The following is a 14,195-nucleotide window of genomic DNA, read 5'->3' on the forward strand; positions in this document are numbered from 1 at the left end:
CTCGCCCATGATGTCGGTCACGCGCTTGACGGCGACGACCACCTCGTCGATCACGCTGCCGGCCTCGGCCACCAGCGTGGTGCCGTTCTGCACGCGGCCGACCGAATCGCTGATGAGCTCCTTGATCTCCTTGGCCGCCGTCGCGCTGCGCTGCGCGAGGCTGCGCACCTCGCCGGCCACGACGGCAAAGCCGCGGCCCTGCTCTCCGGCGCGGGCGGCCTCCACGGCAGCGTTCAACGCAAGGATGTTGGTCTGGAAGGCAATGCCCTCGATCACGCCGATGATGTCGGCGATCCGGCGGCTGCTCTCGTCGATACCGGCCATGGTCTCCACGACGCGGCCGACGACCTCCCCGCCCTTGGCGGCGATGCCTGACGCATTGACCGCCAGCGCGCTGGCCTGACGCGCGTTATCGGCGTTCTGTTTGACGATGCTGGTCAGCTCTTCCATGCTCGACGCCGTTTCTTCCAGCGACGAGGCCTGCTGTTCGGTCCGCTGCGACAGGTCGGCATTGCCCGCGGCGATCTGCTTGGTGGCGCTCGCAATGGAGTCCGACCCCGTCCGCACCTGCCCGATGATCCGCTGCAGGCTTGCCTGCATCTGCGACACGGCGTGCATCAGGCGCGCGGTCTCATCGCGGCGGCCGGCGGCGGTCTGCCCTTCCACGCGCGTGGCAAGGTCGCCTGCGGCCATGCGCTCGAACACCTGGATGGCGCGCTCCAACGGGCGCACCACGGTGCGACCCAGCACGCCGCGCGCCACCACCGAGAGCAACAGCGCGGCCGCCAGCAGCCCGCCCGAAATCCAGATGCTCATGGTGTAGCGCGACTGCGAGCGGTCGAACCGCGCCTGGCCATAGGCAAACCTCGCCTTGACCAGCGGGGCGAGCGCCACGTCGTAGGCGTTGAACAGTTGCGGCACCTGCGTCGTGTTCAGATCTCGGTAAGTGGTGAGGTCGCTGCGCTCAAGCGCGGCGATGGCGGGCTCCAGCGCGGTCTTGACGAACTTGCTGCGCGCGGCATCGGCCGCCTGCAGCTGGGCGCGGTCAGCCTCGGGCACGGGCAGCTTCATGAATTCGGCCCAGGCGGCGTTGGCCGAATCGACCATGCCGTGCGCATCGGCAAGCAGCTTCTTGAGCTCCTCCGGGGACGAAACCGAATCGAAGTTCGTCAGGTGAATGCGCGCCCACAGCAGATTGATCGTGTCCTTGGCCAGCAGGTCCAGCCCCTTGGCGTCTTCCAGATACACCGCGCGCAGATCGGCGTTGGTCGCCCGCCCGGACGCGATGCCGGCCGCGCCCACCACTGCAATCATCAAAGCAAATGCGGCCACCAGGATCGTCAGCCGCGTCCGAATGCTCGTATCCATCCACTTCCACATATGTCGTTTCCCTTGCTTGGTTCGGCCGTCCGGTACTGTCGTGCTCCCCTGCTTGCAGCACGGCGTGGGCGATCCGGGTTCACTCCTGAAAGGTTCTAACGGCAGCGTCGGACAGAAATGGAGGGCCGGCGCCTGAATGTCTCGGATGTGGCGGCCGTGATACCCGGACTGTAAAAAAGATGCCCCGGGCGCACCCCGCCGGCGTGGGGTGGCTCTAGAATGCACGTTGCGCCATCCCGTGGGATGGCAATCACGCGAAACCGTGCGGTATGCCGCACTGCTCTCAAGGGGATCGAGATGAAGACACTGATCGCACTGCTGGCCCTGGGCTGCGTTGTCCTGGCGGGCTGCAACACGATGGCCGGCATGGGCAAGGACATCCAAACGGGCGGCCAGAAGCTGGAAAGCGCTGCCGATAGCACCAAGCAGAAGATGTAATGGGGCCAACCCCGAAGGCCAATCCCGCCTGAATAAGAAAACGCCGCGCATTGCGGCGTTTTTCTTTGGCCACGCCCCGCATCGGTTGACCGGGCGGTGGGCCTAAAGCAATTCCTCCGGCGTAAACGGCGCCAGCATCTGGATCCATGCCCGACGCCCGAAACCCACGTCGGGCTCGTGGTCGACGGAGACCTCCTTGCCGTTCTGGTGAGTGGTCCACCGCAGATGGCCGTCCACCTGGGTCACGCGGTAGGCACTGTCGCCGATGGAGTCGTCGAACAGCTTGGCGACCGCCTGCGCGAGCACCGGGCTGCGGATGATCAACCCGGTCTCGGTATTGAGTGCAATGGAGCGCGGGTCGATGTTCATCGAGCCGACGAACAGCGTGTTGCGGTCGATGATGATCGACTTCACATGCAGGCTCGCCTGGGACGAACGGAACGAACCGACCGCCTTCGGGCGATCGCCGAGCGTCGGGCGCAGCTCGTACAGCTCGACGCCGCTGTCGAGCAGCGCGCTGCGGTATTTCGCATAGCCCACGTGGACGATGGGCGCATCGGTGGCGGCCAGGGAGTTGGTCAGCACGCGCAGCCGCACGCCGCGCTCCCGCAGATGCCGGATCACGTCCACGCCGGCTTTGCCGGGTACGAAATACGGCGAGATCAGGGCCACCTCGCTCTTCGCTTCGTCAATGAGGTGCAGCAGGGTCTGGGCGAGGCGCTCGCCGCCCGGTTCCACCTTTTCGCCGGAAACCTTGGCCGGGCGATCGACAATGACCTGCGCCGGCACCCACTCCAGGCGCAGCCGGCGGCGCGCGATCTGATCGGCCAGGAACCAGTCCCGCAGCGCAGGGCGAAGGGGCAGCGACTCAGTCGGCGTCGGGTGGGCCAGATCCGTCTCGTTGCGCATGCGCTGCTGCTCGACGTCGGCCACGCTGCGTGCGGATTCCTGCGGACCCGAGCCGAAATCGAGGGGCGCAGTCGGTACGTCGATATGCCGCGGCGGGCCTTCCGGTGTGCGGGCGGCCGGCACGGGCGGCGGATAGTTGCCGTCCTTCTGCTCGGGCGGATGCGCGTTGCTGGGTTCGGGCGCCAGCGCCTGGACCGGATAGGCGAATTCGCTGTTCCAGTACGAATCGAACGCGGCCGACAACTGCCGCACCGCAGGCCCCGCCGCCAGCACGTCGAGGTCGACGAAGTTCGTGTTCTTGTCCTGCGTGAAATACTCCGCGCCGAGATTGCGGCCGCCCGTGACCGCCAGCGCGTTGTCGGCAATGAAGGCCTTGTTGTGCATGCGACGGTTGACACGGCGGAACTCGGCCGCGCCGCTCAGGTAGCGCGTCACGTTCGACATGCGCCCGCCCGGAAACGGGTTGAACAGCCGCACGTCGATGTTCTTGTGCGAGGAGAACTTCAGGAACGCCACGTCGCGCCCGTCGCTGTGCAGATCGTCGACCAGCATGCGCACGCGCACGCCGCGCTCGGCGGCGGCGAGCACATGGCGCATCAGCTCACGCACGCTGTTGTCGCTTTCGATGATGAAGTACTGCAGATCCAGCGTGCGCTCGGCACGGTCGGCCAGCGTGAGCAGCGTGGCGTAGGCCTCCTCGCCCGAGGCGATCAACCGGAACCCCGACACGTCGGGCGACGGCGCATTGGCCTGCACGAGGCGCCCCAGCGAGGTGGCGGGCGCCGGGGCGGCCAGCGCCGTCGTCACGGGCCGGTCGACATGGTCTGGCAGGCTTGCACAGGCGGCCAGCAGCACGACGAGCCAGGCGAACCAGCCGCGCGAATGCTGCACAAGGAGTCTCGGAAGCGGTTGCATGATCGTCCTGATGGTTGTCGTCGCTGCTCGACAGGACGGCAACGGCACATCAGCAAGCGGCATGCCGGCCGTCCCCGATGCGGCGAGCCTACGCCAACCGGGCGGGGCGGAAATATCCGTGTTTGTCCGACGCCACCTGGGCCATGTCAAAATGACTCAGGGTGGGCTTTACTCTGCTGCTTCTGATGCTGACCAATACCACGGCGTTCGCCGCCTTCATTTTTGTCATGCACTGCGTGGGCGTGCTCGCCGCCGTGCACGCGGTGCTGACGGTGCGCACATCGCAGGGCGCCATTGCGTGGGCCATTTCGCTGGTCACGCTGCCCGAGTTCACGCTGATTCCGTATCTGATTTTCGGACGTAGCACGTTCGCCGGCTACGTGGATGCGCGGCGCTTCAACAATGCGCGCATGCGCGAGATCACCCTGTCGGACGACTGGCGCCGCCTGCGCGACCATGAATCGTGCGTGGTCGTGCCGCAACATGCCTGCATGCAGGCCCTGCCCCGGCTCACGGGCATGCCGTGCCTGTCGCACAACCGGGTGCGGCTGCTCGTCAACGGCGCGGAGACGTTCGAAGCCATCTTCGCGGCCATCGCCCAGGCGCAGCGGGTGCTGATCGTGCAGTTCTTCATCGTGCATGACGACGCGCTCGGCCGCCGCCTGGCCGAACTGCTTGTCGAACGGGCCCGCGCCGGCGTGCGCGTGTACTTCCTGTTCGACCGCATCGGCTGCCATGCCCTGCCCCGCCACTACGTGCAGCGGCTGACGGAGGGCGGCGTGCTCGCCAAGCCGTTCTCCACGCACGCCGGGTTCGTCAACCGGTTCCAGCTCAACTTCCGCAACCACCGCAAGCTCGTGGTGGTGGACGGTGAACGCGCGTACGTGGGCGGCCACAACGTCGGTATCGAATACCTGGGCGAGAAGCCGCCGCTGGCGCCGTGGCGCGACACGCATATCGAGATAGTCGGCGCGGCCGTGATGGACCTGCAGCTGACTTTTGCCGAAGACTGGTACTGGGCCGCGCGCGAAGTGCCGCAGCTGATCGTGCCTGAGCTGCGCCCCGATGAGGACATGGTCTGCCAGGTCGTCGCCAGCGGCCCGGCCGACAAACAGGAAACCTGCTCGCTGTTCTTCATGGAGGCCATCCAGTCGGCGCGCAAGCGGTTGTGGATCACCACGCCGTACTTCATTCCCGACGAGGCGGTGTTTGCCGCGCTGCGCCTGGCCGTATTGCGTGGCGTGGACGTGCGCATCCTCATCCCGTCGCGGCCGGACCACCGCGTGGTGTTCCTGGCCTCCACCCTGTATGCATACCAGGCCATCCGCGCGGGCGTGAAGATCTACCGCTACCTGCCGGGCTTCCTGCACCAGAAAGTCGTGCTCATCGACGACGATGCCGCCGCCGTGGGCAGCGCGAACCTCGACAACCGCTCGTTCCGCCTGAACTTCGAGCTCATGATCATGACGGCCGACGCGCGCTTCGCCAACGACGTGGCCCAGATGCTCGAAGCCGATTTCGGCCAGGCCACGCGCGTCGGCCGCGACGAATACGAGCACGCGCATCCGCTGCGCCGCGTGATCATGCACGTCGCCAAGCTGTTCGCGCCGATCCTGTAGCCCCCCCCCGGCCGAATTTGGCAGCAAGAAGCGGAGCGCATCCCCGCGTCGACATCCGTAGCCTGAAGCGAACGTCTTCAGGAGAAGCGCGATGTCCGAGTCCTTTGCCAAGCCGCTGCCGGCGGGCTTCAACCGGCTGGCCGGTTCGAACCTGGCGGCACAATCCGCCGAGCAGATTGCGCTGGCCGCCATGCCGATGGTGGCGGTGCTCGCGCTGCACGCCGACGCCAGTACGGCGAGCTGGCTGCAAGTGGCCCTGACGCTGCCGTTCGTGCTGTTTGCCATTCCGATTGGCATGCTGGCCGACCGCTGGCCAAAACGCGCGCTGATGGCCAGCGCAGAAGCAGTGCGGGCGATGGCGTTGCTTGCAGTCGCCGGGCTGCTGGCGGCCGGGCTGCTGAATCTGCCGATGCTCGGCTTGCTCGGGTTTGTCGCGGTGTGCGGCACGGTGGTGTTCAGCGTGGCGGCGCCCGCGCTGGTGCCATCGCTCGTGCCATCCGCCATGCTCTCACGCGCCAACGGGCGCATCGAACTTGCCCGCACGGTGGCGTTTGCCTGCGGGCCGGCGATCGGCGGCGCGCTGATCGGTTGGACGGGGGCCACGGCGGCGTTCCTGCTGGCCGCAGGACTATCTGCGGTGGCGGCCGTGCTGCTGCGGGGTGTGGCGTCGCCTGCGCCGGACGCACGGCGTGCATCGCATCCGCTGCAGGACATCGCGGAAGGTGCGCGCTTTGTGTTCCGTCATCCGTTGCTGCGCCCGGTGTTTGCCACGCAGTTCCTCTTCACCACGGCCATCTTCATGGTGTTTGCGATCTTCGTGCCGTATGCCGCGCATCGGCTCGGGCTGTCGGCGCAGGCGATCGGATTCACACTGGCGATGTACGGCGCCGGCATGGTGGTCGGCGCGCTGCTGGCCGCGCGCATCCTGGCGCGCTGGCGTTTCGGCCATGTCGTGGCAACGGGCCCGGTCTGCGGGTTGGCCGGCGGCGTGTTGCTCGCGGCCACGCTGTGGCAGCCGTGGCCCGCCCTGGCCCACGCGGGGTTCTTCCTGCTGGGCTGCGGGCCGATCCTCTGGGTGGTCAGCACAACGACGCTGCGGCAGACCGTGACGCCGCCCGCGCTGCTGGCACGCGTCTCGGCGGTGAACGTGATGTCGTATGGGGCGCGGCCGCTGGGCGCTGCGCTGGCCGCGTGGCTGGCGGCGCGGGCCGGCATGGGCGCTTGCCTGGTGGCGGCACTTGCAGGCTTCGCGCTGCAGTTGCTGTGCATCCTGCAGTCGCCCGCGGTGCGGCTGTTGCGTCAGCCGACGGCCGCCGGTGCGGACATGGCGTTCGGGCCGACGCGCGGCGAGCCAGCCTGAACGCCCATCGCTTTACACCATGCGGCGAATGCCAAACCGCTGCGCGCGGCGGCGCCAAACGAACCCGTAGTACGCGCCCTGCATGACGAACATGGCGATGAACGCCGCCGGATACGCTGCCCAGATGCCGTCCGTGCCGATGTGGCGGCTCAACGCCCAGGCCACCGGCACCTCTACCGCCACGATGGCCAGGATCGAGATGGCCGTGGGCGCCATCACGGTGCCGCTTGCACGCATCACACCTGAGAAGACACTCGCCATGCCGAAGATGACCGAGCTCCACAGCGAGATATGCAGCAGGCTCTGCGCGAGGTCCATCACTTCGGTATTCGTGGTGAACCATCCGATGACGGCGCGCGAGAACAGCAGCGCCATCACCACCATCAGCCCCGTGACCGCCACGTTCAGCCACAGCCCGGTGCGCGTGATGGCATCGAGCCGTTCGGTGTTGCCGGAGCCGATGGCCTGTGCCCCGAGGATCGACGCCGTGATCGCAATCGACATGGCCGGAAACTGCACGTAGCTGATGATCTGCGTGCCGGCCCCGTAAGCCGCCGTGGCATCGGAGCCGAAGCCGTTGACGAGCGACAGCAGGGCCAGCTCCGCAATCGAGATCACCACGAGCTGGATGCCCGTCGGCACGCCGATCTTCAGCACCGTGCGCAACACGGCAAAGTCGATCCACAGATGGCGCGCCAGGGCGGCATCCGGCGCGAGCGGATGATTGCGCCGGCGCAGGAAGAACCCGAGCCACGCAAGCGCCACCAGGAACGCAATCGTTGTCGCCACGGCGCCGCTGGCAACGCCAAGTTGCGGCAGGCCAAACCAGCCACGGATGAACGACGGCGTCAGGACCAGCCCGATGGCTGTGGACAGCAGCAGCGTGCGCAACGGCGTGCGCGTGTCACCCACGCCGCGCATCATGGCCGTGGCGAGCAGGAAGACGAACAGCCCCGGCATGGCATACAGCATGACGCTGGCATAGAGCGTCGCGTCGCCCAGGATGTCGGCCGGCGTGCCAAGCCGGCGCAGCAGCGCATGCGCGAACGGCCCACCCAGCAGCGCCACCACCGCTCCGGCGACCAGCCCCACCGACAGCGTGGTGCCCGCCACGGTCTTTACCGCGTCAGGCTTCTTCGCGCCCCACGCCTGCCCGATCAGCACCGCCGCGCCCGAGCCCAGCCCGATGACAAACGCGATGAAGAAAAACAGGATCGGGAAGAACGCCGATACCGCCGCCAACGCCTTCACGCCCAGCATGTGGCCGACGTACACGTTGTTTAGCGTGCCCGACAGCGATTGCAGGATGTTCGCCACGATGAGCGGCCCCAGAAATGCAACGAAGGTCCGCCACAGCGGGCGCGCATTCGCCGCGGGCACGGGCGCCACGGGCGACTGCTGGCCGCTCGCGGGCGTGCCCTCGTCGGTGGCGCGGGGGCCGTTCTGACTGGTCATGCTGCCTCCTCGTGTGAAGCCCATGCAGCCTGCGCCAGCTGGCGCGCGAAATCCCGCACGTCGGCCGGCCACGGCTGGGTGAGTGATTGGAATGCGCCCGCGTCGAGCGCGAACAGCGCGCGTGTGGCCTCTTCAAAGCCTGGCGCATTGCCGGCCATGGCCGACATGAAGCGATAGGCAGCTTCCTGCGCGATGCGGCGGCGATCCACCCCTTCGGTAGCGCGGCGAGCGTCTTCCACGAGCTTGCGCAGCGTCACCGACGCCCCGCCCGGCTGGGCGGCAAGCCAGTCCCAGTGGCGCGGCAGCAAGGTCACCTCGCGGGCAATCACGCCCAGCCTTGGGCGGCCAGGGCCGCGTGGGCGACTTTCGGATTCGCCGGGTTCGGCGGCTGGGGCGGCCTGATCCAGGCGCGCAAGCACGTCTTCAACGGTGCCGCGCAGGTCGAGTTCCACCGGCTGTGCGCTGGTGTTGTCGAACACCAGCACCTGCGATTCGGGGTGCGCGTCGAGATGAATCTTGACGGCCCGGGCGACGTCGCGGACGGGCCCGCCGGCCAAGCGCTGCGTGCCGGCAAATGCCGTGCACATCACAGCTGGAGTGGGATGCATGAACTGGCTCCATAAAAACATTGGAACCAATTCTATCCGGGTTAAATGACATCAGCAATATCCCCCGGGTAAAAAGTGGATTTAGGCGCGAGCAGGTGTCCGTACACGGGTAGACCACCGCCGGCCAATGCACCGGCCAGATCCGAGCATTGCGTCAAGTTTCGTCAATTCCGTTCCGGTAGCGCGACAGAGCCATGAGCATGTCCCCTCTTGACCTCTACTGGGAGACCGCTCGTGAGTCAAAACCTCGCTCGCATCAACCGCCCCGCGAACGCACGCAACGCCATCCCTCGACCCGGTCCGCACCGCACAGTCAAAGCCACGAGTGCCGCGATTCCGGAATTGCTCGGAGTGCCGCAGTTGGAGTTCGTGCGCGTGAGTGGGCGGGAAGCCCTGAGCGAGCTGTTCACCTACACGGTCGACCTGCGCCCTGTCTCCATGGCCGCCGCTCAGGCGATGCTCGAATCGGATTTGGACGACGCCATCGGCCTGGAGATGACCTTATCCATTGAACTGGACGGCATCGGCACTGGCCTGCTGGGCGGCATTGGCGCCGGTGAGCGCCACATCACCGGCCTCATCACCGGCGCCGAGGTGATCGGCGGCATCTCCGACAACCGCCTTTACCGCTACACCCTGCGCCCTTGGCTCTGGCTCGCCACCCAGACCGCCGACTACAAATCGTTCCAGAACAAAAGCGTCATCGACATCCTCGATGAAGTGTTGGCCGACTACACCTTCAGCGTCGACAAACGCCTGGACGAAAGCGTCTTCCCCAAACTCGAATGGGAAGTCCAGCACGGCGAGACCGACGCCCACTTCATCCAGCGCCTAACCGAAGAATGGGGCATCACCTACTTCTTCGAGCACGACGGCGGCCACCACCGCCTCGTCCTCGTGTCCGAATCGGGTGCCTGGCGTAAATTCCCCAGCCCCGCATATCACACCCTGCCGATCTACCCACAGGGCTTCAAGGTCGACGAAGAACATCTCACCCGGTTTGAACCCATCAACCGCGTGCGCACGGGCAAGGTCACCCTCAAGGACTACGACCCGCGCCAGCCCAAGGCCGATCTGACCACCGGCGACAGCCTGCCGCGCGACACTCGGTTCTCCGAGTTCGAACGCTACGAATACGAACCGGGTACCTACACAAGCCGAGACATCGGCAGCCAGCGCGCCCGCATCCGCATGGAGGAGCGCCGTGCCAAGGGACGCCGCGTGCGTGGTGCTGGCGCACTACGTGGCATTGCCGCGGGCTGTACCTACCAGATCGCCAACCACGACAAGGACGACCTCAACCGGGAATTCCTCGTCATCAGCACCGAATTGGAGCTCGAAGACGTTGGCGTTCAATCTGGCAGCACCCAGCGCTACGCCTGCCACGTCCGCTTTGAAGCCCACCCGACCGATGAAGTCTTCCGCCCGCCGCTGACTACTGCAAAGCCGCGCGTCAAGGGCATCCAGCGTGCCGTCGTCACCGGTCCCGAGAATCAGGAAGTCTGGACCAACGACTTTGGCTGCGTCAAAGTCCAGTTCGAATGGGACCGCTACGGCCAGTACAACGAACATTCCTCGCCGTGGATCCGCGTCGCCAATGGTTGGTCCGGGGACCAGTTTGGCGCCATGCATGTCCCGCGCATCGGGCAGGAAGTCTTGGTCGACTTCCTCAACGGTGACCCGAATACGCCGATCATCATCGGGCGGGTGCCGAACCAGCTCAATCTGCCGCCGTGGCAGCTTCCCGGCCAGCATGCGCTGTCTGGCATTGCCAGCAAGGAACTGTTCGGGAAGCGGCGCAACCACCTGCTGATGGACGACACGCAGGGCCAGATCCAGGCGCAGCTGTCATCGGACCACCAGGCCAGCCAGCTCAACCTGGGCTATCTGACAGGTGTGCCCGGCCACCCCGGGCGCAAGGACCAACGAGGTGAGGGTTTCGAGCTGCGCACCGATGGGCATGGGGCTATCCGGGGTGCCAAAGGTCTGTTCCTCACCACCGAAGGACAGGTTGCTGCCGTGGGCGGCCACCTCGACCGGCAAGCGTTCATTCGCTGCATGGAGGCTGCGCTCGAAGCGGCGAAATCCCTGGGCGACTACAGCAGCCAGCATGAGGCCCTGAAAACCGACGCCGATCCGCAATCCACTCTCACGAAAGCCATTGAGGAGTGGGATGCCGGGGCCAACAACCACAAGGACCAGCCGGGCCAGGGTGGTCAACCCGTGCTAGGCGCCTACGCTCCGGCAGGTATCGGCTTGGCCACGCCCGAGAGCCTGACCAGCTATGCCGGCCAGCACATCGACACCGTCTCCAAGCTGAACCAGCAGCAAACGGCGGGGCAGCAATACGTCGTCAACGCCGGCACCGGCATCAGCCTGTTTGCCCACAGCGGTGAATGGAAGGGCATCGCCCATCAGGGGCAACTCGTGTTGCAGGCGCAGCAGAAGAGCATCACTGCCAATGCCAGGCAGGACGTGGTCGTTACTGCCACGGATGGCTCCGTCCTCCTCAATGCCAAGACGGGTATCACGCTCATGAGCGGCAACGCGGGGATCCGGATTGCGGATGGAAAGGTTGAGGCCTTTGGGCCCTCGCTCATCCACCTGCATACAGGCAACTTTGATGTGCCAGGGGCACAGGGCATTGATGGAGCGCTGCCGCAGTTTGAGTCGGGCGACACCAAGCGCAGCTTTGCGCTGGTGCGCGAGATCGATGGCGAACCGATTTCCAGCACCGCATACACCTTGACCACTGCCGATGGCAGCGTGGTTGGCAAGGGTGTTGCCGCGAATGGCGTCACCCCGGAATCAACCTTGCAGCAGATCGAGCACCTGCAAGCCGCCTTCAAGCTTCCCAAACTGTTCTGAGCACCTGCACCGTGAGCACACAAGAATTCAGCCTTTTCGAAACGAACGTCATCGCCCGCGCCCGCGACATCACGTTGCCCGGTGGCGGTGTGTGCAAAGCCCCGTTCAACGCGCTGCCCGGCATCATCATCTTCGTGCATGGCGTCAATTCCACTGGCGAGTGGTTTGATTCCACCGAAGCAGGGCTGTGTCAGGGCTTGAATGAACGCCTGCACCGCAGCGAGTTCGGCCAGGCCCAGGAGACCAGCCTTGCCGGTTTGCTACGTGCTGCGCGGTACGCGCCCGAACTCACCCCTGACGGCTACCTCGCACGTACCAAGAGCGACACTGGCGTGCCAGCCAGCGAGTTCGTCAGTGACGAAGCTGCCAGCCCGGTGATCCGCTTCCGGTGGGTATTTGCTGCCAACCAATCCGACTTGAAAAAGGTCGGCCCTAACATCCTGCTCGACGAAGACAACGCCTGGGGCGGCGGCCCGTTTGCGAACGGTTGCACGGCGCTGCCCGACATGTGGGGCAGCGGTACCGCCACCGACCTGCTGATGGGCCTGACCGTACAAGACCTCAACACCGAGAGCAGTCGCCTGGTCTTCGACTGCCCGCCCCGGCACTACCAGGCGCACGCTGCGTGGCGTCTCGCCGCCCTCGTCGCCGAGGCACGCAAGCGGCATCGGAATGAATACGACGGCGCGAAGGAATGCCCCATCACCATCGTCTGTCACAGCCAGGGCAACATGGTCGGCCTTGCCTCGGCCTTCATCGGCAAGGCAAAGTTCGACGGCGACGGCGTGGCCGATACCTACATCCTCGCCAACCCGCCTTATGGCGTCTTGCCCAACTTCTTTGACAACTTCGGGCAATACGATGAAGTCACCGGAGAGGGACGCGTCACCGTCTTGGCGCGGCGCAAGACGCTGGACTCGTTCTTTGGCATCGTCAACGAACGCAAGGGCAAGACCGGCAACCTTGCCAGCCCCGCCTGTGTTGATCTTTACCTGAGCAATAAAAAGGCGCCGTGGAGCCACGCGCAAGACCAGAAGACCTACCCGACACACGGCAACGTCTTTCTCTACGCCAACCCGCATGACCAGGTGATTGGCGTCGCTTCGGTCATGGGCATGGGGTGGCTGGGCTTGCCGCAGGCCGTACTCGCCGGCAAGGACGATGACGCGGGCGACAAGCCCCACGTTTTCAAACACGCACACGGCGTGCTCTACCAACGCATCTGGGCCCAGGGCAATCCGCTCAAGTACAAGACCGAACCCTTCAAGGTGGGTGTCGCCCCTGGTAATGATTTCGTCTACTACGACAAATACCACCCCGAACGGGCCGACACCATTCAAGGCAAGAGCGGCGCCTTCTGGCTGCGCACACCGCTCAACGCCCACGTCCACTTCACTCGGCCCTGGAAAGACAATCGGCGCAGCATCCCCTCCAAGATCGGTGCCACCCTCATTGGGGGTGTCATCACCCTTGGCGGAATTCTCGTCAAAGTGCTCACCCTGGGTCAGAAGGGCGATATCCCCGTCAACGCCGATCCACCCGACGGCTGGAAGGTCAATATCAACGCCCACGCCGTGCCCAACCCGGTGGTGCCCATTGCCCACCACCTGTACCACCCGCAAGCCGACGCCACCGGCCAGCAGCCCAAGGACGACGGGCAAGCACGGCTGGACGGCGGAACGCCCGCCAGTGGCAAGGTGGCAGGCGTTTTCAACCAAGGCCCGGAATCGCACACCGACGCACTCAACCGCGGTGCCAAGACCAATGACGTCTATGACCAATACCGCGTACAGGGCCAGGGCGGTGTTGGGGACGAAGCCGCACTGCGCTACGAGCACAACGCCAGCGTGCGCCAACTTGCGCGCGGCGTGGAAGGCAACCCCTTTGACAACGCCATTGACCAGATGCGCCGCGGCGGCGACCTTTCGGGCGAAAAGCATGCCGCCTTCAGGCAGTTCGATCAGAACGTGCGCGAAGACTTCTTGAAGCAGGCCGTCAACCTGAACGCCACCAACCACTCCACCATTCTCACCAACCCCGAGCACGCCAGGAGGGTGCTGGCCTACGACGTCAACGTTGGGCTGAACGTGCTGCCCGTGCGTCAGATGAACTGGCTGCGGCAGTTTGCGGATTGGCGGTATGGGGATCCGAAGGATCCGGTGATGGCGGAGTGGTGTCCGTATTACCGGACCGGGCGATTGCCTCAAAACATGAGGCTAGAAAAGCATGAGGACTACCAACCTGAAGTCCCCGCAACACTCGGCATCGACTCGGAGCGCAACAACAGCGGCGGTTTCATCCAAAGCTACCGCGAACCGCAACCCGAGCCATTGATGCCACGCGAGCGCAGCCCGGGCGAGGAGTTGCGCGACGCGCGACGTGCCGAACTGCTGAGGCAGCGGCAGCGCCCGAGTGAGATCGATCGAGTCTTTGGATTGGACGATGCGCCGCAGCCCGAACCGCATGGGGCAAGTCGCTCTGAAATTGACCGTGTCTTTGGATTGGATACCCCCGATGAATGACCTTCAACCAAACCGCCCACGCCGGGCGACGCTCGCCGGCCTGTTGGCCGCCACCCTACTGTTCACTGCCTGTACTGGAACCTCCATGTCGTCGCAATCCCGATACTTCCGCTTGCCCACC

The 14,195-nt window shown here is 65.5% G+C and carries 9 protein-coding genes; 5 read left to right on the plus strand and 4 right to left on the minus strand.

The features are described from left to right. A partial coding sequence (locus A6M56_RS13640; RefSeq protein ID WP_353744920.1) for a methyl-accepting chemotaxis protein occupies window positions 1-1,380 on the minus strand: 1,380 nt, incomplete at its 3' end. 297 nt (window positions 1,381-1,677) lie between these two features. Between A6M56_RS13640 and A6M56_RS13645 the strand changes: the two genes are divergently transcribed. Then, window positions 1,678-1,818, plus strand: a complete 141-nt coding sequence (locus A6M56_RS13645; RefSeq protein WP_045219824.1) for an entericidin A/B family lipoprotein — start codon at window positions 1,678-1,680, stop codon at window positions 1,816-1,818. 102 nt (window positions 1,819-1,920) lie between these two features. Here A6M56_RS13645 and A6M56_RS13650 read toward each other — a convergent pair whose 3' ends face one another. Continuing rightward, the gene (locus tag A6M56_RS13650; protein WP_102078988.1) at window positions 1,921-3,642 is read right to left on the minus strand and encodes a phospholipase D family protein; all 1,722 of its coding nucleotides are present in this window, start codon (window positions 3,640-3,642) and stop codon (window positions 1,921-1,923) included. Between the two features lie 185 nt (window positions 3,643-3,827). Between A6M56_RS13650 and cls the strand changes: the two genes are divergently transcribed. Both cls and A6M56_RS13660 read left to right on the plus strand, forming a co-directional pair. Further along, window positions 3,828-5,261, plus strand: a complete 1,434-nt coding sequence (cls, locus tag A6M56_RS13655) for a cardiolipin synthase (protein ID WP_045219820.1) — start codon at window positions 3,828-3,830, stop codon at window positions 5,259-5,261. 91 nt (window positions 5,262-5,352) lie between these two features. Then, the gene (locus tag A6M56_RS13660; RefSeq protein ID WP_102078989.1) at window positions 5,353-6,621 is read left to right on the plus strand and encodes an MFS transporter; all 1,269 of its coding nucleotides are present in this window, start codon (window positions 5,353-5,355) and stop codon (window positions 6,619-6,621) included. A gap of 12 nt (window positions 6,622-6,633) precedes the next feature. On the opposite strand, the gene A6M56_RS13665 is transcribed toward A6M56_RS13660, so the two are convergent. Both A6M56_RS13665 and A6M56_RS13670 read right to left on the minus strand, forming a co-directional pair. Next, a complete protein-coding gene (locus A6M56_RS13665) occupies window positions 6,634-8,001 on the minus strand; it encodes an MATE family efflux transporter (protein WP_045220472.1) in 1,368 nt (455 codons plus the stop codon). A 71-nt stretch (window positions 8,002-8,072) separates the two neighbouring features. Continuing rightward, window positions 8,073-8,684, minus strand: coding sequence for a DUF2239 family protein (locus A6M56_RS13670; protein WP_102078990.1), 612 nt, complete (start codon window positions 8,682-8,684; stop codon window positions 8,073-8,075). Between the two features lie 285 nt (window positions 8,685-8,969). On the opposite strand from A6M56_RS13670, the gene A6M56_RS13675 reads away from it, so the two are divergent. Continuing rightward, a complete protein-coding gene (locus A6M56_RS13675) occupies window positions 8,970-11,552 on the plus strand; it encodes a type VI secretion system Vgr family protein (RefSeq protein WP_045220470.1) in 2,583 nt (860 codons plus the stop codon). A gap of 11 nt (window positions 11,553-11,563) precedes the next feature. After that, on the plus strand, window positions 11,564-14,074 hold the full coding sequence (locus tag A6M56_RS13680; protein WP_102078991.1) for a T6SS effector phospholipase Tle3 domain-containing protein: 2,511 nt from the start codon (window positions 11,564-11,566) through the stop codon (window positions 14,072-14,074). The last annotated feature ends 121 nt before the right edge of the window (window positions 14,075-14,195 follow it).

This window comes from Ralstonia sp. RL, assembly GCF_001683835.1.
GTDB lineage: Bacteria > Pseudomonadota > Gammaproteobacteria > Burkholderiales > Burkholderiaceae > Ralstonia > Ralstonia mannitolilytica.

Coding starts and splice junctions, on each gene's coding strand:
- A6M56_RS13645 (WP_045219824.1), top strand. CDS start 1,678: ATGAAGACACTGATCGCACTGCTGGCCCTGGGCTGCGTTGTCCTGGCG.
- A6M56_RS13650 (WP_102078988.1), bottom strand. CDS start 3,642: ATGCAACCGCTTCCGAGACTCCTTGTGCAGCATTCGCGCGGCTGGTTC.
- cls (WP_045219820.1), top strand. CDS start 3,828: ATGCTGACCAATACCACGGCGTTCGCCGCCTTCATTTTTGTCATGCAC.
- A6M56_RS13660 (WP_102078989.1), top strand. CDS start 5,353: ATGTCCGAGTCCTTTGCCAAGCCGCTGCCGGCGGGCTTCAACCGGCTG.
- A6M56_RS13670 (WP_102078990.1), bottom strand. CDS start 8,684: ATGCATCCCACTCCAGCTGTGATGTGCACGGCATTTGCCGGCACGCAG.